This is a genomic window from Antiquaquibacter soli, assembly GCF_030580675.1.
Lineage (GTDB): Bacteria > Actinomycetota > Actinomycetes > Actinomycetales > Microbacteriaceae > Rhodoglobus > Rhodoglobus soli.
On record NZ_JAUQUB010000006.1, the window covers coordinates 48486 to 67331 of the forward strand.

General features: G+C 71.7%; 18 protein-coding genes. 12 read left to right on the forward strand and 6 right to left on the reverse strand.

All coding sequences use genetic code 11. The features are described 5' to 3' along the window. The first annotated feature begins 16 nt into the window (after positions 1–16). From Q5716_RS14925 to Q5716_RS14940, 4 genes are all read left to right on the forward strand, one after another. The gene (locus Q5716_RS14925) at positions 17–1387 is read left to right on the forward strand and encodes an FAD-binding oxidoreductase (protein WP_305003950.1); all 1371 of its coding nucleotides are present in this window, start codon (positions 17–19) and stop codon (positions 1385–1387) included. Positions 1388–1460: 73 nt separating this feature from the next. Further along, complete coding sequence (locus Q5716_RS14930) at positions 1461–3212, forward strand: dynamin family protein (RefSeq protein ID WP_305003951.1); 1752 nt, start codon at positions 1461–1463, stop codon at positions 3210–3212. Next, positions 3209–4813, forward strand: coding sequence for a GTPase (locus Q5716_RS14935; protein ID WP_305003952.1), 1605 nt, complete (start codon positions 3209–3211; stop codon positions 4811–4813). The genes Q5716_RS14930 and Q5716_RS14935 overlap by 4 nt, the downstream gene beginning before the upstream one ends. A gap of 125 nt (positions 4814–4938) precedes the next feature. Beyond that, complete coding sequence (locus Q5716_RS14940; protein ID WP_305003953.1) at positions 4939–7077, forward strand: transglycosylase domain-containing protein; 2139 nt, start codon at positions 4939–4941, stop codon at positions 7075–7077. Here the strand turns inward: Q5716_RS14940 and Q5716_RS14945 are convergent, their stop codons facing one another. Beyond that, the gene (locus Q5716_RS14945; protein WP_305003954.1) at positions 7078–8706 is read right to left on the reverse strand and encodes a cell wall-binding repeat-containing protein; all 1629 of its coding nucleotides are present in this window, start codon (positions 8704–8706) and stop codon (positions 7078–7080) included. A 142-nt stretch (positions 8707–8848) separates the two neighbouring features. On the opposite strand from Q5716_RS14945, the gene Q5716_RS14950 reads away from it, so the two are divergent. The 6 genes from Q5716_RS14950 to Q5716_RS14975 all read left to right on the forward strand — a co-directional run bounded on the left by Q5716_RS14950 (position 8849) and on the right by Q5716_RS14975 (position 13688). Next, complete coding sequence (locus Q5716_RS14950) at positions 8849–9349, forward strand: GNAT family N-acetyltransferase (RefSeq protein WP_305003955.1); 501 nt, start codon at positions 8849–8851, stop codon at positions 9347–9349. 57 nt (positions 9350–9406) lie between these two features. Beyond that, positions 9407–9769 (forward strand): hypothetical protein, encoded by a 363-nt coding sequence (locus Q5716_RS14955; RefSeq protein ID WP_305003956.1) that lies wholly within the window; start codon positions 9407–9409, stop codon positions 9767–9769. 97 nt (positions 9770–9866) lie between these two features. After that, on the forward strand, positions 9867–11069 hold the full coding sequence (locus tag Q5716_RS14960; protein ID WP_305003957.1) for an LAVTG motif-containing sortase-dependent surface protein: 1203 nt from the start codon (positions 9867–9869) through the stop codon (positions 11067–11069). 8 nt (positions 11070–11077) lie between these two features. After that, positions 11078–12160: a type III polyketide synthase gene (locus Q5716_RS14965; RefSeq protein ID WP_305004015.1), complete on the forward strand. Its 1083-nt coding sequence runs from the start codon at positions 11078–11080 to the stop codon at positions 12158–12160. After that, entirely contained in the window at positions 12157–12675 is a 519-nt protein-coding gene (locus Q5716_RS14970; RefSeq protein WP_305003958.1) for an isoprenylcysteine carboxyl methyltransferase family protein, read from the forward strand. The genes Q5716_RS14965 and Q5716_RS14970 overlap by 4 nt, the downstream gene beginning before the upstream one ends. Continuing rightward, entirely contained in the window at positions 12672–13688 is a 1017-nt protein-coding gene (locus Q5716_RS14975) for an NAD(P)/FAD-dependent oxidoreductase (RefSeq protein WP_305003959.1), read from the forward strand. Before Q5716_RS14970 ends, Q5716_RS14975 begins: the two co-directional genes overlap by 4 nt. Positions 13689–13779: 91 nt before the next feature. Here Q5716_RS14975 and Q5716_RS14980 read toward each other — a convergent pair whose 3' ends face one another. Continuing rightward, positions 13780–14661 carry a bile acid:sodium symporter family protein gene (locus Q5716_RS14980; protein ID WP_305003960.1) on the reverse strand — a complete coding sequence of 294 codons (882 nt, stop codon included), beginning with the start codon at positions 14659–14661 and terminating at the stop codon, positions 13780–13782. A gap of 33 nt (positions 14662–14694) precedes the next feature. Continuing rightward, positions 14695–15132: a MarR family winged helix-turn-helix transcriptional regulator gene (locus Q5716_RS14985; protein WP_305003961.1), complete on the reverse strand. Its 438-nt coding sequence runs from the start codon at positions 15130–15132 to the stop codon at positions 14695–14697. Between the two features lie 22 nt (positions 15133–15154). Here Q5716_RS14985 and Q5716_RS14990 point away from each other — a divergent pair, with 22 nt between their 5' ends. Next, a complete protein-coding gene (locus Q5716_RS14990; protein WP_305003962.1) occupies positions 15155–15373 on the forward strand; it encodes a hypothetical protein in 219 nt (72 codons plus the stop codon). Here the strand turns inward: Q5716_RS14990 and Q5716_RS14995 are convergent. Beyond that, complete coding sequence (locus tag Q5716_RS14995) at positions 15370–16026, reverse strand: HAD hydrolase-like protein (RefSeq protein ID WP_305003963.1); 657 nt, start codon at positions 16024–16026, stop codon at positions 15370–15372. The genes Q5716_RS14990 and Q5716_RS14995 overlap by 4 nt on opposite strands. Before the next feature lie 43 nt (positions 16027–16069). Here Q5716_RS14995 and Q5716_RS15000 point away from each other — a divergent pair, with 43 nt between their 5' ends. Then, the gene (locus Q5716_RS15000; RefSeq protein ID WP_305003964.1) at positions 16070–16786 is read left to right on the forward strand and encodes an N-acetyltransferase; all 717 of its coding nucleotides are present in this window, start codon (positions 16070–16072) and stop codon (positions 16784–16786) included. A gap of 8 nt (positions 16787–16794) precedes the next feature. Here the strand turns inward: Q5716_RS15000 and nucS are convergent, their stop codons facing one another. Next, entirely contained in the window at positions 16795–17490 is a 696-nt protein-coding gene (gene nucS, locus Q5716_RS15005; protein ID WP_305003965.1) for an endonuclease NucS, read from the reverse strand. Positions 17491–17584: 94 nt separating this feature from the next. Next, positions 17585–18841 (reverse strand): MFS transporter, encoded by a 1257-nt coding sequence (locus tag Q5716_RS15010; RefSeq protein WP_305003966.1) that lies wholly within the window; start codon positions 18839–18841, stop codon positions 17585–17587. Positions 18842–18846 lie beyond the last annotated feature (5 nt).

The window sequence follows — 18846 nt, forward strand, 5'->3', positions numbered from 1 at the left end:
CGGAAAGGAAGAACCCATGACCATCGAGATCGAGCGCCCTCGCGCTCTCGCCGCTCAGCTCGCCGCGGTCGGCGTCGCCCGGGTGTTCGCCCCGGACGAGGCCGAGTACGTCGACGAGCTGCTCGGTTTCAACCGCGCCCTCGTCCACACGCCCGAGATCGTCGTCGCGGCGACGAGCGTCGACGACGTGGTCGCGACGGTGGCCTTCGCGAGCCGCCACGGCCTGCCCATCTCCGTGCTGGGGCGGGGGCACGGCATCCTCGCGCCCATCACGGAAGGGATCGCGCTCACCACCGTCGGGCTCGCGTCCGTCGAGGTGGATGCCGCGGCCCGCACCGCTCGCGTCGGCGCGGGCGCCATGTGGAGCGACGTGCTCGACGCGAGCACCCCGCTCGGCCTCGCCCCGCTGTGCGGCTCGGCCCCCCACGTCGGGGTCGTCGGCTACCTGCTCGGCGGCGGCATCGGCCCCGTCGCCCGCACGTTCGGCTTCGCGGCCGACCACGTGCGCTCGGTGACCGTCGTCACCCCTCAGGACGGCCTCGTCACCGCCGACGCGACCTTCAACACCGACCTGTTCTGGGCGGTGCGCGGCGGCAAGGGCGGCTTCGGCGTCGTCGTGTCCGTGGAGATCGACCTGTTCCCCCTCACCCACGTCTACGGCGGCGGGCTGTACTTCGCGGCGGCGGACGCCCCCGCAGTGCTCCGCGCGTTCGCGGAGTGGTCGGCCGACGTGCCCGAGGAGCTCACGACCTCCGTCGCGCTCCTGCGCCTGCCCCCGCTCCCGCAGCTGCCGGAGCCCCTGCGCGGCCAGTTCGTCGCCCACGTCCGCATCGCCTACGTCGGCGACGCGGAGGAGGGCGAGCGGGTGATCGCGCCGCTGCGCGCCGTCGCGACGCCTCTCATCGACACGGTCGGCGTGCTGCCGTACGCGCAGCTCGGCTCGATCCACTCCGACCCGGTCGACCCGATGCCGGTCACCGAGGGCGGCATCCTGCTGTCCGGCTTCGATGCGGGAGCGGCGGATGCCCTGCTCGCGATCACGGGGCCGACGCAGGAGGTGCCGCTCGTCGCCGTCGAGGTGCGGCGACTCGGCGGGGCGCTCTCGCGCACCCCCCAGGTCGACAACGCGATCGGCGGCCGGGAGGCGGAGTACGGGCTGCACATCGTGGGCGCCCCCGTGCCGGAACTGCTGGAGACGGTCATCCCGGCCGTCATCGACGGCGTCTTCACCGCGCTCGCACCATGGGCGACGGGCACGACGCAGGTCAACTTCGTCGGTCCCGCGAACCGCGCGGCGAGCTCGTGGCCGCCCGCGGTCGCCGAGCGCCTCGCCGAGGTGCGTCGCCGCTACGACCCCCAGGGCCGCTTCCCGTACACCGGGAGGTAGGAGGAACGGGGCCGAGGTGAATCGGGTGTCCTCGGCCCCTTCCGTTTTCGCTCGCATCGGGCATCCTTGAACAGTGGACGCGACCGGCACGACCGCCCTGGAGCGGCTGGATGCCGTGCGCGCCGACCTCGACGGCGTGCGGTTGCCGCTGCCGCTCGACGGGGCGCTCGAGTCGCAGCAGTCGGCCGCGGCGGCCGTGCGCCAGATCGACGACTACGTGCGGCCCCGCCTGACGGACCTCGATGCCCCGCTCCTCGCGGTCGTCGGGGGATCGACGGGCGCGGGCAAGTCGACGATCGTGAACGCCCTCGTCGGCTCGCCCGTGACGCGGGCGGGAGTCATCCGGCCGACGACGCGCCAGCCGATCCTCGTGCACGCTCCCGCGGACGCCGGCTGGTTCGCGTCCGACCGCATCCTGCCGTCGCTCGCGCGGGTCCGCGGTCGCCTCTCCGCCCCCGACGAGCGAGCGGACACCGCGGGGGATGCCCCGGACGCGAGCCGCATCGGCGAGCTCGTGCTCCTGTCCGACGGCCGCATCCCCGACTCCGTCGCCCTCCTCGACGCGCCCGACATCGACTCGGTCGCCGACGAGAACCGCGCCCTCGCGAACCAGCTCCTCGCCGCCGCCGACCTGTGGCTGTTCGTGACGACGGCCGGCCGCTACGCGGACGCCGTGCCGTGGCGGCTCCTCGACGACGCCGCGGCGCGCGCCATCACCGTCGGCGTGGTGCTCAACCGCGTTCCCGCCGCGGCCGCCGACGAGGTGACCGAGGACTTGCGCCGGATGCTCGCCTCGCGCGACCTCGCGGCCGCCCCCGTCTTCACGATCGCCGAGCAGCCGCTCGACGCGGCCGGCATGCTGCCCTCGGCGGCGGTGGCGGGCATCCGCGGCTGGTTCGAGTCGATCGCGGGCGACCGGGCCGAGCGCGCCCGCATCGCGGCGGCGACCCTGCTCGGGGCGGTGGTCGACCTGGGTGCCCGGGTCGAGCGCATCGCCGCCGCGCGCCAGGCGCAGCTCGACTGGGCCGACGACGCGGAGCGGGCCATCCGCGAGGAGTTCCGATCGGCGGACGCCGCGATCGACGCCGCCACTCAGGACGGCGCGCTCCTGCGCGGCGAGGTGCTCGCGCGCTGGCAGGACTTCGTGGGCACCTCCGACGTGTTCCGACAGGTGGAGTCGTGGTTCTCCCGCACCCGCGACGCGGTGACCTCCTGGCTCCGCGGCATCCCGCAACCGGTCGTCGACGTGGAGACGACCATCGAGCACGGGCTGCACGCGGTCGTCGTCGATCAGGCGGGCCGGGCATCCGCGGGGGCGTGGCGCGAGCTGCAGCGCAGCCGGGCGGGTCGCGCGCTCGCCGAGGGGCACGCGGAGCTGTCTGCGGCGTCCGTGGGATTCCCGGCCCGGGCGTCGGGGATGATCCGCGACTGGCAGGGCTCGGTCATGCAGCTCATCAGCGACAACGTCGGCTCGAAGCGCACCCGTGCGCGGGTGCTGTCGCTCGGGCTCAACGCCGTGACCGTCGCGCTCATGGTCGTCGTGTTCGCGTCGACCGGGGGGCTCACCGGCGGCGAGCTCGTCATCGCCGGCGGCTCGGCGGTCATCGGCCAGAAGCTCCTCGAGACGATCTTCGGCGAGGACGCCGTGCGCCGGCTCGCGAAGCTCGCGCGAGACGACCTCGGTCGGCGGGTCGACGCCCTCCTTCAGTCGGAGGCCGACCGCTACACCGAGCTTCTCGCGGGAGTGCGGGGCGGCCCCGATCCCGAGCGCCTGCGCGGAGACGCGGCCGCCCTCGTCGCCGCCGTCGAGAGTCAGCGCTCGTGAGCCGCGGTGCCGCGACCCCGCTCGGCGATCGGCTCGACGCGCTCCGCACCGTCCGCGACCTCGGTGACGGACGGGTGCAGGATGCCCTGCTCGCCGACCTCGACGCCCTCCTCGTGCGTGCCGAGGGCCGCCGCGCCCTGTCCGGCGATCACACCGTCGTGGGGCTCTTCGGAGCGACCGGGTCGGGAAAGTCCAGCCTCCTCAACGCGATCGTCGGGCAGGAGGTCGCGCGCAGCCATGTCCGCCGACCGACGACATCCGAGCCCCTCGCCGTCGTGTGGGAGCCGACCGGGGCGACCGCCCTCCTGGACTGGCTCGAGGTGCGCGACCGTCGCACGGGGCTCGCGACCATCGACGACCGCGCCGACCGGCTCGTGCTCCTCGACCTCCCCGACTTCGACTCCGTGGAGTCCGCCCATCGCGCGGTCGCGGAGCGGCTCGCTGCGCAGGTCGACGCTCTCGTGTGGGTCGTGGACCCGCAGAAGTACGCCGACGCGGTGCTGCACGCCGACTTCCTCCAGCGGCACTCCCGGCACGGCGCCGTCACCCTCGTGGTGCTCAACCAGGTCGACCTCCTACCCGCGGCGGACGTGCCCCGCGTCGTCGAGTCGCTCCGGGGGCTGCTCGCCGCCGACGGGCTCGGGTCGGTGCGCATCCTCACCACGAGTGCCGCGACGGGCGACGGCGTGGCCGCTCTCCGCTCCGCGATCGGCGAGCTCGCCGGCTCCCGCGCCGCGGCGACGGCGCGCTTGGAGGCGGATGTCTCGGCCATCGCCGCGCGAGTGCCGGAGCCGGGCATCCCGCCCCGCCCCGCCGCCGCCGATCGCTCCCGGGAGCGCGCGCTCGCGGCGGAACTCGCCACCGCCGCCGGAGCGGACACCGTCGCGAGCGCCGTCGCGGCGTCGTACCGCAAGCGCAGCGGGCAGGCGACGGGCTGGCCGCTCGTGTCGTGGCTCCTGCACTTCCGAGCCGATCCGCTCGCCCGGCTCGGCTTGCGGCCGACGGCGGGCACGAAGCGCGACCCGGAGCTGCACCGCTCGAGCATGCCGGCGATGAACGCGGGCGGGCAGGCGCGCGCGTCGCTCGCGGTGCGGTCGTTCGCGGAGGCGGCGGCGGAGCCGTTCACCGAGGACTGGCGGGCGGGCATCCGGGATGCCGCGCAGTCGGGTCTCGACGAGCTGCCGCGCTCCCTCGATCTCGCCGTCTCCCGCGCGAGCCTGCCGACCCGCGGCTCGTGGTGGTGGCCGGTCTTCGGGGTGCTGCAGTGGCTGTCGGTGCTCGCCGCCCTCGCCGGAGTGCTGTGGATGCTCGGCATCGCGTTCCTCCCCCGGTTCGGCCTCGAGGCGCCTGCAGTGCCCTCCGTCGAGGGGTGGCCCGTGACGACGCTGCTCGTCGCGGGCGGGGTGCTGCTGGGCATCCTGCTCGGCCTCGCCTCGGCGGCGATCTCTGCGGCGGTCGCGGCGGACCGCCGTCGCCGGGCGCGTGCGGCGATCGTCGAGCAGGTCACTCGCGTCGCGCGGGAGCTCGTCGTCGAGCCGATCGCGGCCGAGGTGGACCGCGCCGCTCGGTTCTCCGCCGCCCTCGGCACCGCCCGAACCTGAACATATGGTGAAACGGTCTGTCAACCGCTACTAATTGAGCGAAACTCCGCGTAGCATAGGGGGCGCGGGGGGCCGCGTTTCGACGAATTCCGTCATTTCTGGACGCTCCACGCCTCCTGGAAAACATGACGAAGCGACCGCACTACCTCCTCCGGCCCGCCGAACGGCGGCACCGGCCCGTGCTCAGCGCCCTGCAGGGACTGCTCGGCCTCATCGCCGCGAGCGTGATCGGCGGGCTCCTCGTGGCCACCGCCGTCGCTCCCGGCATAGCGCTCGTGGGGATGGCCGGCGCGAGCGTGGCGAACGTCTTCGACGAGCTGCCCGAGTACCTCGAGATCGACCGCACGCACGAGGCCAACACGATCTGGGGGCAGTCCACCGCGCCCGGCAACGTCAACGGCTACGCGGTGATCGCGTCGGTGTACGAGCAGAACCGTCACGCCGTCGCGTTCGACGAGATCTCGCCGTGGGTCATCTCGGCCGCCGTCGACGGCGAAGACCACCGCTTCTTCGAGCACAACGGCGTCGACACCCAGTCGGTCGTGCGCGCTCTCGTCGGAAACTTCCGCTCGCAGGATGTCGACAGCGGCGCCTCGACGATCACGATGCAGCTCGTCAAGAACCTCTTCGTGCAGCAAGCGCTCAACGAGCCCTCGGAGCTGTTGCGAGAGCAGGCCTACGACGAAGCGACCGAGGCATCCTTCGATCGCAAGCTCTCGGAGATGAAGTACGCGATCGGGCTCGAGAAGAGGTATACCAAGCAGGAGATCCTCACCGCGTACCTCAACATCTCGTTCTTCGGCGACAACACCTACGGCATCGAGGCGGCCGCGCAGCGGTACTACAGCGTGCCGGCGACGCAGCTCACGCTCCCGCAGGCCGCGAGCCTCATCGCCATCGTCCAGTACCCCGGCATCCGCGGACTCGACGACCCGGAGAACTTCGAGGCCAACCAGAAGCGTCGCGACGTCATCCTGCACGCGATGTACGACGAGGGCAGCATCACCCACCAGGAGCTCGAGGAGGCGCTCGCGACCCCCGTCGACGCCTCGACGGTGGCGCCGCGCGACATCGGCAGCGGGTGCGTCAACGGCCTCGAGTGGGCCCGATGGTTCTGCGACTACGTCGTCAAGAACGTCGACTCCTTCGAAGCGCTCGGCGCGACCGAGGCCGAGCGCTTCACCAACTGGAGCTACGGAGGCTACGACCTCTACACCACGCTCGACCTCGACATCCAGGGCCCGGCGAATGCGCTCACGACCGGGTGGGTCCCCGCGGGCGAGACAGCGTTCGCGCTCGGCGGCGCCACCGTGTCGGTCGAGGTGGGAACGGGCCGCGTGCTCGCCATGGCGGTCAACAAGACCTTCGACGACCGCTCCGAAGGCGGTGGCCCCGGCACCGGCGCCGTCAACTACGCGACCGACTACGACCACGGCGGCTCGAGCGGCTTCCAGTCCGGGTCCACCTACAAGCTCTTCACCCTCATCGCGTGGTTGCAGGCGGGCAAGAAGCTGTCCGCCGTGGTCGACGGGAGCGCGCGGACGGTCGAGCAGAGCAAGTTCCGCGACACGTGCCCCGACAGCCAGGGGCCGTGGGTCGGGCCCTACCCCTTCAAGAACGACTCGGGCGGCGGCGGCGCGATGAGCGTTCAGTCGGCCACAGCCGCCTCCGTCAACGGCGCGTTCATCTCGATGGCCCTCCAGCTCGACCTGTGCGACATCCGGCGCGCTGCCGAGGCCCTCGGGGTCGAGCGAGCGGACGGCGAGCCGCTCCTGACCAACCCCTCGGGCGTGCTCGGAACCAACGAGGTCACCCCGATCAGCATGGCGGGCGCATACGCCGCGATCGCGGCGGGCGGGGTCGCCTGCACCCCGATCGTCCTCGACCGCGTCACCGGGCCCGAGGGGGACGACCTGCCCGGCCAGAAGAAGCAATGCCACCAGGCGATCGACCCGGCGATCGCGGCGCAGGCCTCGATCGCGCTGCAGGGCGTCATGACCTCGGGCACCGGCTCGTCGTCGAACCCGGACGACGGCATCCCGATCCTCGGCAAGACCGGAACGACCGACGACGCCATCCAGACCTGGATCGTGACGTCCACGACCCGCGTCGCCACCGCGGTGTGGGTCGGCAACAGCGTGGGCGCCTACCCGCTCAACAAGTACGAGTGGTCGGGAGTGCCCGGCAACCTGCTGCGCCACCAGATCATGCGGGCGCTCACGGGCAGCATCGACGCCAAGTACGGCGGCGGTGCGCTGCCCTAGTCAGCAGCGCTGGAGGGTCGCCACCGCCGGACTGAGCGAGGCCGGCCCGCCCAAGAGCACGACCTTCGTCGGCTGCAGCGCCGACATGCCCTTGACGATGGGCTCGGGAATGCACCCGGGAGTGGCGATGTACAAGGGCGCTCCGCGGAACGCCGCCAGCGCGGACCCGGCTAGGGCGTCGGGGAAGTTAGCGCCGGACGCGAGGTAGACCTCGGGGGCGCTCGAGAAGACGCCAGCGTTGATGTTCGCGGCCGCCTCGTAGCGGTCGGCCCCCCCGATGCGCTGCACGGAGAAGCCTTCGTGCGACAGATCGGACATGATGCCCGGGCTCACACTGTTGACCCCACCCGCGATCCTCACACTCGTGACGCCGAGGTCACGAAGAAGTTGCAGCGTTGGGGCGTCCACTCCACCCGCTTGACCGTTGACGAGGATGACCGGAGCATCCAGACTTGCGGCCGCGGCCCCCGCGGTCAGTGCGTCGGGGAAGTTCCATCCCGTCGACAGATACGCGACGCTGGCGCTCTCGAAGGCACCCGACACGATCGTGCGCGAGGCGTCGAAACGGTCGGCGCCCCCCGCCCGTTCGGTGGGAGCGATCGCCGAGAGAGCCGCGAATACCGCAGGGGAGACCGACGCCTCACCTCCCGCAACGACGATCCGCGCCGGCCTCAGCCTCAGGATCTCCGTCCGGGTAGCCGCCGGCAGCCCGCCGGGCTCAGTGAGGAGGAGCGGGCTGCCGTAGCGGGCGGCGGCCGGAACGGCGCTGATGGCATCGGGAAAATTGACTCCCGACGCGACGTAGACCACTGCCACGCCGGGAGCGAAGGCGCTCGCCGAGATCGCAGCGGCGGCGGAGTAGCGGTCGGCCCCCGAGAGGCGGCTCACCGTCGGGCCGCCCGTGAGAGCGGTCGTCGGCGCTGAGGTCTTCGTCGTCGGCAGGTACCCCGAAAGGCGTCCGGTGACGGCGACGGTGATGCGGCGCCCGGCGTCGCTGATGGTGGTCGTGTAGGTCGTCGATGTCGCTCCGGAGATGGCGGTGCCGTCGGAGAACCACTGCCAGCCGAACGTCGTACCGCCGGGCCAGCCGCTCGTGCTCGCCGTGAGGGTGCTGCCCACCGTGGTGCCGCCGGCGATCGTCGGAGCGTTACCCGCGGGGACCCGAGGGCCGGCCGACGCGGCGAAGATCTGAACCCAGTAGTGGCCATACGGCCCGCCGGCCACGTAGGCGACGCCGACTCCGACGTAGTTGGGGTTGAGGATGTTGGCGCGGTGCCCCGCGGAGCCCATCCACGCGGTCATCACGGATTGCGCGCTCGTGTAGCCGGCCGCGATGTTCTCGCCGGAGTTGATCCACCCGGCGCCGCCGATCATGGAGTTGCGCCACTCCGAGGAGCTGTGCAGGAACTGACCGGTCGTCGCGAGGTAGTTCGCCCACTGCCAGGCCGCGTTGTCGAGGGTCGGGTCGGTCATGAGCGGGCCGAGGCCGTTGGCTGCGCGCTGCTGGTTGAGGATCGTGTACACGTCGCCCGCAGGGCCGCTCGCGGCCTGCGCCGGAACGGTGGACCCGACGGCGACGAGCGCCGCGACGAGAACGGCTGCGCTGGCGCGCAGGAATCGGCCGAGCATCCGGACCCCCTTGATCGAGCGCGGTCCCCACCCCGGATCCCGTGCACTGACGGGTCGAGACTACGGGTGTGTTCGCCTCGCTACTAGACGTCATTAAGGGGGACCCTCGTGGGAGGGACACGCCGAGGCCTAGGCTGGCGGCATGCTGACACTGCCCGAGGGCTACGGCGTCCGGCACACGCGTGAGACCGATCATCCCGTCATCGTCGACGCGATCGGGCGCTGGTGGGACACTCCCAACCGCGCGATGCTGGGGCTGCTCATGCCGAGACTGTTCCTGCAGTTCTTCACCCGCACGAGCTGGATCGTCGAGAGCGAGTCGGGCGAGATCGGGGCGTTTCTCATCGCCTTCCGCTCGCAGGACGACCCGTCGATCGCCTACATCCACTTCGTCGGCGTCGACCCCGAACTGCGCCGGGCCGGAATCGCGCGCGGCCTCTACGAGCAGGTCTTCGAGACGATGCGAGGGCTCGGATGCACGGAGATCCGGGCCATCACGGGCCCGTTCAACAAGCGCTCGCAGGCGTTCCACGCGGCCCTGGGGTTCACCCCGCACGGGGACCGCGACATCGACGGTGTGCTCGCGTACCCGGACTACGACGGTCCGGGGGAGCCGCGGGTCGCGTTCACCCGCGCACTCTAGGCGAACGCCCCCGCTAGGGGGATTGTCGCGGATTCGGCGCGCGCCCATACTTGCCGCATGAAGACTCTTCGCGTCACCCTGGTCGCTGCGGCGGCCACCGCCCTTCTCGCCCTCGCGGCGTGCGCGCCGACCCCGGTCATCGCCCCCGTCACGAAGAGCGCCAACGACCTGCAGGGTGCGACCGTCGAGCTCGTCGTCGGGCAGGTGCTCAACATCAACACCGGAGACCTCGCCGTCGACAGCTACACCGCCGAGGTCTCCGACCCGGCCGTCGCCGAGTTCACCCAGGGCCGCGAAGACGGCAGCGCCACCTTCAACCCGGGCTTCACGGCGAAGGCGGAAGGAACCACCGAGGTGACGATGACGAACGAGCAGGGCGGCATCCAGCCGCTCGAGTTCACGATCACCGTCTCGAAGTAGCGCCCACAGAATAGTGCGGCGCCCTCGCCTTTATCGCTAGAGTGACCGCGAAGCTCCACCCTGCCCTGGCCCGCAACCCAGCCCAAGGATGTCCCCGATGACCGCTCGCACCCGCGCTGCCGCCTTCTCGCTCGCCGCCGCATCCGCTCTCGTCCTGGGCGGCGCGGCCGCTCCTGCGTTCGCCGGCAGCCCGTCGGACTTCTGCAGCGGCGACGCCGCCTACGCGAATCCTCACACCGCCGGGGCGTGGTGGATCGAGGTGTGCCCGAACGCGGGCTACATCTATGAGGGGGACACCGCGAACAAGACCGACGCGTTCGACGGCGTCGGCTATCTCACGGCCGTCGGAGCCACGGATGTGCCGCTCATCGCCCCCGCGTCGGCGACGACGGCCGGGTATGTGGGAGACGCGTACGTCGCCTCGTGGACCGACGCCGGGGTCGACCTCGGCGGCGGCACCGTCGTGGATGTCTCGGTCGAGTTCACCCTCGAGGGCAGCTTCGCCCGCTGGAGCATCTCCTCCGTCGAGGCGGGGACGAGCACGCCGGTGAGCATCCCGATCGAGTGGGAGGGCGGTCTCGGCTCGGACGGCGACACCCTGTACTTCGTCGACGGCGACCGGATGATCAGCTACGGCGACGACGACGACCCCGTGCTGATGTGGTCGGCCGAGTCGGACACCTCCACGTTCTTCGACGTCAACGATGGAAGCGACGCGGTCCTGATCGAGGCCGAGGGCGCCGAGACCACGATCACCGTCGGCATGCTCGACTACGACTGCGCGACGCCGAACGCTGACGCCTTCGCTTACGCGCAGACCATCTTCACGACCGTCGAATTCGGTTCGACGCCCGTGGTTCCGGGCACCGACGACTGCGTGGTCGCCCAGCCGATCACCGTCGCGCCGGGTGCCCCGCTCGACGTGGCGCTCGACGTCACGATCACCGGGGTCACCTACCCCGACGGCGGCGACGCGGACTACTGGATCTACGACCCGGCCTTCGATGACGAGGCCGTGATCGAGGTGACGGACTACAACGTTCCCGACACGGCTCCCGGTTTCCGCCTCACGGGCACGGCGCCGACGACGCCCGGCACGTACTGGATCGGCCTCTACCCGTACCCCACCGAGAGCGACATCTACCCGGTCGGCCACCTCGAGGTCATCGTCGCGGCGCCGGCGGGCCCGCAGCTCGCCGCCACGGGCTCGACGACTCCGGTGATCGGCGGGATCGCCGCGGCGGTCGTGCTGGCCGCCGGGGCGGGCATCCTCGTGCTGCGTCGCCGCCAGACGGTCTAGGCAACCCCCTGCCGCTCGCCCGCGCTAGGGCGTACCGTCAGGGCATGAGTCGAATAGCGGCGGTCGCGCCTGCGCTGCCCGCCTACGCCTACTCGCAGGCCGAGATCACCGCCGAACTGGCGCCGATCCTGTCGCCGGGCGGTGACCGCCGGGCAGTTCTGGAACGGATGCACGGCGCATCCGGCATCGCCACGCGGCACACGGCGCTGCCGCTCGAGCGCTACCGCGACCTCGGGTCGTTCCGCGAGACCAACGACCTGTTCATCGAGTGCGCGACCGACCTCGCGGAGCGCGCGCTGCGGGAGGCGCTCGAGTCGGCGGGACTCGAGCCGCCCGATGTCGACTTCGTGATGTTCACGTCGGTCACCGGCATCTCCGCTCCCTCGGTGGATGCCCTGCTCGTGCAGCGCCTCGGGCTGCGCTCCGACGTCAAGCGACTGCCGTCGTTCGGACTCGGCTGCGTCGGGGGAGCCGCCGGACTCGCGCGCGTGCACGACTACCTGGTCGGGCATCCGGGCGAGGTCGGCGTGCTGCTGAGCGTCGAGCTGTGCTCGCTCACCCTGCAGCGCGGCGACGAGTCGGTGGCGAACTTCGTCGCCACGGGACTTTTCGGCGACGGGGCCGCGGCGGTCGTGCTCGTCGGCGACGACCGCGCCGAGCAGGGTGCGCGCATCGTCGCGACGCGGAGCTCCTTCTACCCCGACACGACAGACGTGATCGGCTGGAACGTCGGCGGCACGGGATTCGAGATCGTGCTCACCGCGGGAGTGGCCGACGTCATCGCTCAGCACTTCCCCGCGGAGACGGCGGCGTTCCTGGCCGAGCACGGACTCGGGACCGGGGATGTCGCGGCGTGGGTAGCCCACCCCGGCGGGCCGCGCATCCTGGAGGCCTTCGAGCACGCGCTCGACGTGCCCCACGACGCCTTCGCGCGCAGCTGGGCCACGCTCGACCGGGTCGGCAACCTGTCGTCGTCGGCAGTGCTCCACGTGCTCGCCGACACCCTCGAGGCGGGGGTCTCCGGCCCCGGGCTGGTGTTCGCGCTCGGCCCCGGCGTCAGTGCCGAGTTCGTGCTCCTGGAGCTGCCATGAGCGTCGGGCTGTACATCGCCCTCATCCTCGTGACGGGTGCCGAGCGCATCGTCGAGCTCGTCGTCTCGCGCCGCAACGCCGCCGACGCGTTCGCCCGCGGGGGCCGCGAGTTCGGCCAGGGCCACTTCCCGTTCATGGTCGCCCTGCACACCGGCCTGCTGCTCGCGTGCATCGCTGAGGTGGTGCTGCTCGACCGGCCGTTCATCCCGTGGCTCGGCTGGCCGATGCTCGCGATCGCGCTCGCGTGCCAGGCTGCGCGGTACTGGATCATCGCGTCGCTCGGCCGGCAGTGGAACACGCGCGTGATCGTCGTGCCCGGGGCGGGCCGCGTCGCGGACCGTGGGCTGTACCGGTGGTTCTCGCATCCCAACTACGTCGTCGTCGCGGTCGAGGGCATCGCACTGCCGCTCGTCCACACCGCGTGGATCACGGCGATCGTGTTCACCGTGCTCAACGCGGTGCTGCTGCTGGGGTTCCGCATTCCCACCGAGAACCGGGCGCTGCGCGAGCTGTGAGTCGCGACGCCGATGTGCTCGTAGTGGGCGGCGGGCCGGTGGGCCTCGCTGCCGCGATCGAGGCGCGGCTCGCTGGGCTCTCGGTCGTGGTGCTCGAGCCCCGCGAGGGTCCGGTCGATAAGGCGTGCGGCGAGGGGCTCATGCCGGGCGCGCTGCCGCTCCTCGAGCGGCTCGGCGTCGACCCCGAGGGCGCCCCGCTCGTCGGGGTGAGCTACCGGTCCCGCGGCGTCGTCGCCGATCACCGCTTCGAGGGCGGGCCGGGTCGGGGCGTCCGACGGACAGTGCTGCACGCGGCCCTCGCCGACCGGGCGCGTGCCCTGGGAGTGTCGCTCGTCACCTGCCGGGCCGAGGGCATCGCTCAGGATGCCTCGGGCGTGACCGCCGGGGGACTGCGGGCCGACTGGCTGCTGGCCGCCGACGGGCTGCACTCACCCGCACGCCGCGCCCTCGGGCTGGAGCGGCCCGGGCCGACGGGGCAGCGGCGGTTCGGCATCCGCCAGCACTTCGAGGTCGCGCCGTGGAACGACCACATCGAGGTGCACTGGACGCGGGATGCCGAGGTCTACGTCACCCCGCTCGGCCCCGACCTCGTCGGCGTCGCCGTGCTGGGAGTGCAGGGCGCCGACATCGAGGCCGCGATCGCGAGCACGGTCGGCGAGCGGCTGCGGGATGCCCGTCCCCTGAGCGACCGCCGCGGCGCGGGCCCGTTCGGCCAGCGTGCCGCGCGCGTGCAGCTCGGCCGAGTCCTGCTCGTGGGCGATGCGTCCGGCTACGTCGACGCCATCACGGGGGAGGGCCTCCGGCTCGGGTTCGAGCAGGCCCGGGTCGCGGTTGCCGCCCTGACGGGTGGGCGGCCGTACGAGCGGGAGTGGCGGCGGGTGACGCGCCCGTTCCGGGTGCTCACCCGAGGGCTCGTGGGTGCCGCGTCATCCCCGCTGCGCGGCGGCATCGTGCCGCTCGCCGCCCGGGCGCCTCGCCTCTACGGCGCGGTGGTGGAGCGCCTCGCCCGCTGACCACACCCCCCGTTTCTCAGGATTACCCGTCCACCGGCTGCACTATCCATGCGGCGGGGGCATATTCCTGAGAAACGGGGTTCTGCGGGTGCTACGAGGTCGCGGGCGCCGGGGCATCCGCCGTCCGACGCCCGCGGATCGCGAAGCCGAACGCGGCGGCGATGAAGAACATCAGCACCCCGTACACCGCTCCCGGCAGGCTCATCTCGAAGTTGTTCAGCACGGTCTGCGCGATCACGATCGCGAGCGTGGCGTTGTGGATGCCGATCTCGAACGAGCTCGCGATCGCCTGCTCCCGGCTCACGCGCAGCAGTCGAGGCACGAGGAAGCCGATCGTCAGGCTCAGCAGGCAGAACAGCACGGTCACGCCGGCCAGGGCGACGACGTTCTCGAGGAACACGGCGAGGTTCGAGACGACGGCGCCGACGATCACCACGATGAGGATGATGATCGACGCGATGCGGACGGGCTTGTCCATGCGCTCGGCGAATCGCGGCTTCCACCAGCGGATGAGCATTCCGAGGGCGACGGGTAGCAGCACGATCGCGAACACCTCGAGAGCCTTCGCGAGCTGGATGCCCACCTGCCCGTCGCCGGGCTCGAAGTACGCGATCGACAGGTTGACGATGAGCGGCAGCGTGAAGACGGCGATGATCGAGTTGATCGCGGTGAGCGAGATGTTGAGTGCGATGTCGCCACGGAACAGGTGGGAGTACAGGTTGGCGGTCGTGCCGCCCGGCGAGGCCGCGAGCAGCATCATCCCGACCGCGAGCACGGGTGGCAGCCGGAAGAGCAGCACGAGTCCGAAGCACACCAGCGGAAGCAGCAGGAGCTGGCAGACGAGGGCGATGACGACCGCCTTCGGGTGCTTGGCGATGCGCGTGAAGTCGCGGGGGGTGAGGCTGAGTCCGAGGCCCAGCATGATGATGCCGAGCGCGACGGGCAGTCCGATGGTGGTCAACGCTGATCCCATGACCCCATTCAAGCGTGAGCAGTGCTCGGGACGCTAGACCTCGTCGATGCGCGCCAGCAGAGCTGTGAGGGAATCCCGGATGCCCTCCAGCTCGCTCGCCGGAAGCCCGAGCCTCTCGACCACCCGGCCGGGCACGGCCTCCGCCCGTGCCCGCAGTGCGCGTCCCTCGGCGGTGAGGGACACGTCGAGCGCGCGCTCGTCGGTAGCGTTGCGAGTGCGCGAGACGAGCCCCGCCTCCTCCAGTCGTTTGAGCAGCGGAGAGAGGGTGGCGGGTTCGAGGTAGAGGGTCTCGGCCAGGTCTCGCACGGTGCGCGGGCTGCGCTCCCAGAGCGCGAGCATGACGAGGTACTGCGGGTGGGTGAGCCCGAGCGGCTCGAGCACCGGGCGGTAGAGCCCGATCACGGCGCGGGAGGCGGCGGCGAGGGCGAAGCACACCTGTCGGTCGAGGGCGAGAGGGTCGACATCCGTCATTTAATTAGTATACTAACTATTCGTGTCCTCCGTATCCGACAAGACTGTCAAGCAGGCGTGGTGGCAGAAGCTCAACCGCGCACTGTTCCCCTACATGGGCCCCGCCCAGCTCGGGCCGTTCGACCAGGAGCCGCTTCCTCCCACCGCCCAGAAGCCGTGCCCCCTGTGCGGTCAGGCGATGGAGTTGCACACGTTCGTCCGCTCGCAGGACCGCGCCTCCACGCGGATGACCTGCCCCTAACCGAGCAGCAGCGGCAGCAGCTCGGCGGGCGAGCCGACCGTCGCGATCGCGCCCCCCTGCTCGCCCTCGTGGCCGTAGCCCCACTCCACGAAGATCGCGGGGATGCCGTTCGCCTCGGCCCCCTCGATGTCGTAGTCGCGGTCGCCCACCATGATGGGGCGCGAGACATCCGCCCCGATCATCCGGAACCGGGTCAACGCCTCGGCGATGACGTCCTTCTTCGCTGACCGGATCTCGTCGATCGACGCGCCCGACAGCACCCGGAAGTACTGCGTGAGGTTTCCGTGGTCGAGGATCACGGATGCCGGGAACTCCGGCTTCGACGTGGCGAGCGCGAGCGGCACCCCCGACTCGTGGATCGCGCGCAGCACCGGGGCGATGCCCTCGAAGATCGGGCTCGATTTGCTGCCCTTCGCGAGGTAGTGGTCGCGGTAGATCGCGAGAGCGACGGCCGACTCCTCGGGAGTCATGCCCGCCCGATCGCGGAAGGCGTCGAGGATCGGCGGGCCCACCCAGAGCCGCAGCTCCTCCGGGCTCGGGACCGGGCGTCCGAGCTCCTCGAAGACGTGCGCGAGCGACTCGGTGATGCCGGGCGCGGAGTCGGCGATCGTGCCGTCGAGGTCGAACAGGATGCACGTGTAGGGGCTCGTCATAGCCCTTGAGAGCCTACGCGCCCGCGCTGTTAGGGTGATGCGGATGCACGGGAGCGATGTGAACGGGGGATCGACGGTGCCGCCGTCCCCGCATCCGCTCGCCGCGATCCTCCGGGACGCGGCCGACGGGCGCTTCCCCGCTGCCGACGGCACGGTCGACGTGCTGCCCCCGGACGCCGACGGCACGCGCGCGATCGTCGCGTTCACCGGTCACGCGGTAGTCCTGACGGATGCCTCGGCCGAGGACGTCGCGGAGCGCGCCCCCGACGGCGGCTTCGGGTCCTCCCTCGCGCCCGACGTTCAGGCCTGGGTGGCGGGCTCCTCGCACGTGCCCGGGACTCTCGACGCGGTGCTCGTCGCCCGCGGCCTCGGCGGGGGTGACGCGCAGCCGACGCGGCAGCACGACGGGCATCCGCGCGTCGCCCGCGCCCGGCAGCACCGACGGGATGTCTCGGTCTTCGCCGACAGGCACGGCGTCGTCGTCCTCGGCACGGGTCTCGTCGGCCGCCGCGAGCTCTCCGTCGAGCTCTTCGACCCCGATTCGGCCCCCTCGGGAGCCGGACGGCGGCTCCTCGCGCTCGGCCTCGAGCAGGTTCCCGCAGGGGAACCGGTGTGGGCTCAAGTGAGCCCTGGCAACGCGAGGTCGTTGCGCGCGTTCCTCGCGGCGGGGTTCGTGCCGGTGGGCTCCGAGGTGCTGATCTGGCCGCGGATCCGGCTGGCGCCGGGCGTTCAGCGGGTATCGCGCTTCAACGTCTGCTGACGAGCGCCTCAGAAGAGGCGCGAGTGCGAGTCGTCCAGGCCGCGCATCTCGTCGTAGTCGAGAACGACGCAGCGGATTCCTCGGTCGTGAGCGAGGGTGCGGGCCTGCGGCTTGATCTCCTGGGCGGCGAAGACGCCGGAGACGGGGGCGAGCAGGGGGTCGCGATTCATGAGCTCGAGGTAGCGGGTGAGCTGCTCGACCCCGTCGATGTCGCCGCGGCGCTTGATCTCCACCGCGACGCTCGCGCCGGCGGCGTCGGTCGCGAGGATGTCGACCGGCCCGATGGCCGTCATGTACTCGCGCCGCACGAGCCGGTAGCCGTCGCCGAGGAGCTCGATCTGCTCCGCGAGAAGCTTCTGCAGGTGCGCCTCGACCCCGTCCTTCTGGAGCCCCGGGTCGTGGCCGAGCGCGTGGGACGAGTCGTGCAGGATCTCGTGGATGGAGATCACCAGCAGGTCGGCGGTCTTCGCGTGCGCGACCTTCCAGACCTCGGTGACGCCGGCCTCGGTCTGCTCCTCGTCGGGCTCGACCGTCGACAGCACGCACGGCGGGCTCATCCAGTTGAGCGGCTTGTAGCTGAGCGAATCGGAGTGGACGAGCACCGAGCCATCCGCCTTCACCAGCAGCAGCCGCGTCGCGAGCGGGAGGTGCGCGCTCAACCGCCCCGCGTAGTCGACGGAGCAGCGGGCGATGACGAGACGCATCCTTCTACGCTACCGCCGTCGCCGGGTGGCGAGTTTCGCCCCTCGAGGCGCCCCACAGCGCCTTCCGAAGGGGCGGAACTCGCCACTCACGGCATTACGGCGCCGTCGCCCCGGGGTCGGCGAAGGTGTCGGTCTCGGGCTCGGCGCGCGCCGTGCGCTCGGGCTCCCGCGCCGCGTACGACACGAGCGCGCCGATCGCGCACAGCACGAGCACGACGAGGAGGCCGTTCAGGATGCCCAGCCCCTCGCCGAGGAAGCCGATGACCGGGGGTCCCGCCAAGAAAGCGAGGTAGCCGATCGTCGCGACCGCGCTCACGCGAGCGGCGGCGGTGCGCGGGTCGTCGGCCGCGGCCGACATGCCGATCGGGAAGCCGAGCGCCGCGCCGAGGCCCCACGCGACAGCACCGGCGGTCGCGACCCACGGGTTCGGCACGAAGATCATGACGAGCAGTCCCGCGGCGGCCAGGACGAAGGATGCCCGCAGCACCGGCACCCGTCCGAACCGGTTGAGCAGCACGACGCCCCCGAGGCGACCCGCCGTCATCGCGGTGACGAACACGCCGAACACGAGCGCGCCGGTGGCGTTGTCGACGTGGTGCCCGTCGACCATGGCGAGGGCGAGCCAGTCGTTCGCCGACCCCTCCGCGAAGGCGGCCGCGAGCACGATGAGGCCGATGAGCACGGTGCGGGGGTCGCGCCAGATGCCGAGGCGGTCGCGCCAGGTCTGGTGCGAGGCATCCTCGACGGGCTCTCCGTCGGCACCGACGTGCTCGCTCTGCAGCCGCGGGTAGGCGATGAGCGTGCCGACGACCATCACGACGGCGAGGATGCCGAGGTGGGCGGCGATCGGCAGTCCGACGAACTCGGCGAGGGCGCCGAGGCCAGCACCGATCATCGTGCCGAAGCTGAAGAAGGCGTGGAAGATCGGCATGATCGCCTTGCCGAGCGCGCGCTCGTTCGCGGCGCCCGAGACGTTCATCGCGACGTCGGTGATGCCGGAGGAGAAGCCGAAGACGAGCAGGCCCGCGAACGTGACGCCGAACACGGGACCGAACGTGGCGCCGACGCCGGCGAGCGCGAGGCCGGCAGCGCACACGCTCATGGCGACGAGGATCGTGCGGCGCGCGCCCAGTCGGGCGACGATGTGGCTGGACAGCAGCAGGCCGACGATGGAGCCGGCGGCGATGCCGAAGATCAGGATGCCCACCTGGTCGATGCGGATGTCGAGCGAGTCTCGCACGGCGGGCAGCCGCGACACCCACGTCGCGAGCGCGAGCCCGGGGAGGGCGAAGATGAGGAAAACGGCGTTGCGCCAGGCCTTCGTCTGGGTGGTGGTGAGCTGGGTGGTCATGGTTC

Excerpts from the sequence above, each read along its gene's own strand:
- Q5716_RS14945 (WP_305003954.1), bottom strand. The coding sequence starts at position 8,706 with ATGCTCGGCCGATTCCTGCGCGCCAGCGCAGCCGTTCTCGTCGCGGCG.
- Q5716_RS15010 (WP_305003966.1), bottom strand. The coding sequence starts at position 18,841 with ATGACCACCCAGCTCACCACCACCCAGACGAAGGCCTGGCGCAACGCC.
- Q5716_RS15000 (WP_305003964.1), top strand. The coding sequence starts at position 16,070 with ATGCACGGGAGCGATGTGAACGGGGGATCGACGGTGCCGCCGTCCCCG.
- Q5716_RS14970 (WP_305003958.1), top strand. The coding sequence starts at position 12,157 with ATGAGCGTCGGGCTGTACATCGCCCTCATCCTCGTGACGGGTGCCGAG.
- Q5716_RS14925 (WP_305003950.1), top strand. The coding sequence starts at position 17 with ATGACCATCGAGATCGAGCGCCCTCGCGCTCTCGCCGCTCAGCTCGCC.
- Q5716_RS14960 (WP_305003957.1), top strand. The coding sequence starts at position 9,867 with ATGACCGCTCGCACCCGCGCTGCCGCCTTCTCGCTCGCCGCCGCATCC.
- Q5716_RS14955 (WP_305003956.1), top strand. The coding sequence starts at position 9,407 with ATGAAGACTCTTCGCGTCACCCTGGTCGCTGCGGCGGCCACCGCCCTT.
- Q5716_RS14980 (WP_305003960.1), bottom strand. The coding sequence starts at position 14,661 with ATGGGATCAGCGTTGACCACCATCGGACTGCCCGTCGCGCTCGGCATC.
- Q5716_RS14940 (WP_305003953.1), top strand. The coding sequence starts at position 4,939 with ATGACGAAGCGACCGCACTACCTCCTCCGGCCCGCCGAACGGCGGCAC.
- Q5716_RS14995 (WP_305003963.1), bottom strand. The coding sequence starts at position 16,026 with ATGACGAGCCCCTACACGTGCATCCTGTTCGACCTCGACGGCACGATC.
- Q5716_RS14985 (WP_305003961.1), bottom strand. The coding sequence starts at position 15,132 with ATGACGGATGTCGACCCTCTCGCCCTCGACCGACAGGTGTGCTTCGCC.
- nucS (WP_305003965.1), bottom strand. The coding sequence starts at position 17,490 with ATGCGTCTCGTCATCGCCCGCTGCTCCGTCGACTACGCGGGGCGGTTG.
- Q5716_RS14950 (WP_305003955.1), top strand. The coding sequence starts at position 8,849 with ATGCTGACACTGCCCGAGGGCTACGGCGTCCGGCACACGCGTGAGACC.